The 2,516-nt window shown below is 68.8% G+C and carries 2 protein-coding genes and 1 pseudogene; all 3 read right to left on the bottom strand.

The genetic code is table 11. The features are described from left to right. Window positions 1-1,715: molybdopterin cofactor-binding domain-containing protein (locus VNT50_RS01955; protein ID WP_325483425.1), on the bottom strand; the 1,715-nt coding region annotated here is incomplete at its 3' end. Further along, window positions 1,712-2,179, bottom strand: coding sequence for a (2Fe-2S)-binding protein (locus VNT50_RS01950; protein WP_325483424.1), 468 nt, complete (start codon window positions 2,177-2,179; stop codon window positions 1,712-1,714). The genes VNT50_RS01950 and VNT50_RS01955, both read right to left, overlap by 4 nt. Continuing rightward, window positions 2,180-2,516: pseudogene (locus VNT50_RS01945) on the bottom strand (FAD binding domain-containing protein); the annotation flags it as partial.

The following is a 2,516-nucleotide window of genomic DNA, read 5'->3' as shown; positions in this document are numbered from 1 at the left end:
GCCTTGTCGCGCACCTTTCTCGACACGACGGCGACCGCGGCGCCGGACACCGGCGTGCTGCGAGACCCGTAGGTGCCCAGGCCGTATGGCGATTTGTCGGTGTCACCGTGGCGGACCTCGACGTCCTCGGGCGGGATGCCGAGCTCCTCGGCGACGATCTGCGCGAACGTCGTCTCATGGCCCTGGCCCTGTGTCTGCGCGCTGATCGAGACGACCGCCTTGCCGGACGGGTGCACGCGCAGGTCGGCGCCGTCGTTCATCGACAGGCCGAGGATGTCCATGTGCTTGCGCGGCCCCGCGCCGACGCCCTCGGTGAAGAAGGACACCCCTATCCCCATCAGCTCCCCGCGGGCGCGCTTCTCCGCCTGCTCGCGGCGCAGGTCCTCGTAGCCGGCCATGTCCATCGCGACGCGCATCGTCTGCGCGTACTGGCCGGAGTCATAGGTCCAGCCGGTGGTCGTCTCGTAGGGAAACTGCTCGGGTGAGATGAAGCTGCGCATGCGCAGGTCGATCGGGTCGGCCTTCATCTCCATCGCGAGCGCGTCCACCATCCGCTCGACGAGGTAGACGGCCTCGGTGATGCGGAACGAGCACCGGTAGGCCACGCCTCCGGGCGCCTTGTTGGTGTAGACCGCCTTGACCTTGACGTGCGACGCCTCCAGGTCGTAGGAGCCGCAGACGATGTGGAAGAACCCCGCCGGGAACTTGGTCGGCTGGGCCGTGCTGTCGAAGGCGCCGTGGTCGGCGATGGCGTCGACTCGCAGGCCGGTGATCTTGCCGTCCTTGGAGCACATCTCGGCGCGCATGACGTAGTCGCGCGCGAAGCCTGTCGACATGAGGTTCTCGGAGCGGTTCTCCACCCATTTCACCGGCACGCCCGCCACGATCGACCCGGCGATCGCGCACACGTAGCCGGGGTACACCGGCACCTTGTTGCCGAAGCCGCCGCCGATGTCCTGGCACTGGATGCGGATCATGTGCTCCGCCAGCCCCGCGACGTGGGCGTAGACCGTGCGGTGGGCGTGCGGCGCCTGATTGCCGTTGTAGATGTCGAGCTGGCCGGTCTGCGGGTTGAAATCGGCGATCATGCCGCAGGTCTCGAGCGGCGCGGGGTGGCAGCGCGGGTAGATGATGTCGCGCGTGACGACCGTGTCGGCCTCGGCGAACGCGCGATCGGTGGCCGCCTCGTCGCCGGCCTCCCAGGTCGGGCTCGCCAGGTTGTCGAGCTGGCCCGACTTGTCGTCGCGGATCAGCGGCGCGTCGGGATCGAGCGCCTTGCGGGCGTTGACGATCGCCGGCAGCGGCTCGTACTCCACATCGATCAGCGCAAGCGCGTCGTTGGCCGAGTACTCGTCGGTCGCGATCACGAACGCGACCTCCTGGCCCTGGAAGCGCACCTTGTCGCCGGCGAGGACCGCCTGCGTGTCGTAGGAGATCGTCGGCATCCACGCCAGCCCGAGCGTCTCGAGGTCCTTGGCGGTGATCACCGCGGCGACGTTGGGGTGGGCCAGTGCGGCCGAGGTGTCGATGGACAGGATCCGAGCGTGGGCGTAGGGGCTGCGCAGGACGGCTCCGTGCACCATGCCCGGCAGCTTGATGTCGTCCAGGTAGGTGCCCTCGCCGCGTATGAAGCGCGGGTCCTCCTTGCGCTTGAGGCGGCCGAAGCCGATGGGGCGCTCCGTGCCGGGACTGGGAAGGTTTTCGACGACTGTCATGCTCGTGCCTCCTGCTCAGCCGCCCAGCGGACAGCGCTGACGATGTTCTTGTAGCCGGTACAGCGGCAGATCGCCCCGGAGATCGCGGTCCGGATTTCGTCATCGGTGGGATTGGGGTTCTCGTCCAGAAGCGCGCGAGCCGTCATCAGCATCCCGGGCGTGCAGAACCCGCACTGGAGGGCGTGGCGCTCGTGAAAGCCCTGCTGCACCGGGTCCAGCCGGCCATCGATCTCGAGGTCCTCGACCGTGCGGATCTCGTGGCCCTCGCACATCGCGGTCAGGATCGTGCACGACTTGACCGGCTCGCCGTCCATCTGCACGACGCAGGCGCCGCAGTTGGACGTGTCACAGCCCCAGTGCGTGCCCGTCAGGTCGAGCGTCTCACGAAGGAAGTGCACGAGCAGCTGACGCGGCTCGACGTCGTGAGAGACCCGTTCGCCGTTGACCGTTATCGAGACCTGCATTCAGCTCCCTTCCGCGCGCGCCGCGGCGCGGCTGAGTGCGCGCCGGGCGAGCACACCGGCGAGGTGGCGCTTGTAGTCGATCGGGCCGCGACCGTCGGCGCTCGGCGAACAGTCCTCCGAGGCGATCTCGCCCACATGGGCGAACAGCTCCTCCGAGGGTCTCTTGCCGCGCAGCAGCTCCTCGGCTCGCGTCAGATGGATGGTCGTGATGCCGACCGCGCTGAGCGCGATCCCGGCGTCGGCGATCGTGCCTGCGTTCATCCACACTGCCGCCGACGCCGCCGCGATGGCCCAGTCGCCGGCGCGGCGCTCGATCTTCTCGTGTGCGCTGCCCGCC

The sequence above is a fragment of the Microbacterium sp. genome (assembly GCF_035554235.1).
Classification (GTDB): Bacteria; Actinomycetota; Actinomycetes; order Actinomycetales; family Microbacteriaceae; genus Microbacterium.
The sequence above is the reverse complement of the archived record's forward strand: the minus strand, read 5'-3'. Positions and strand labels throughout refer to the sequence as shown.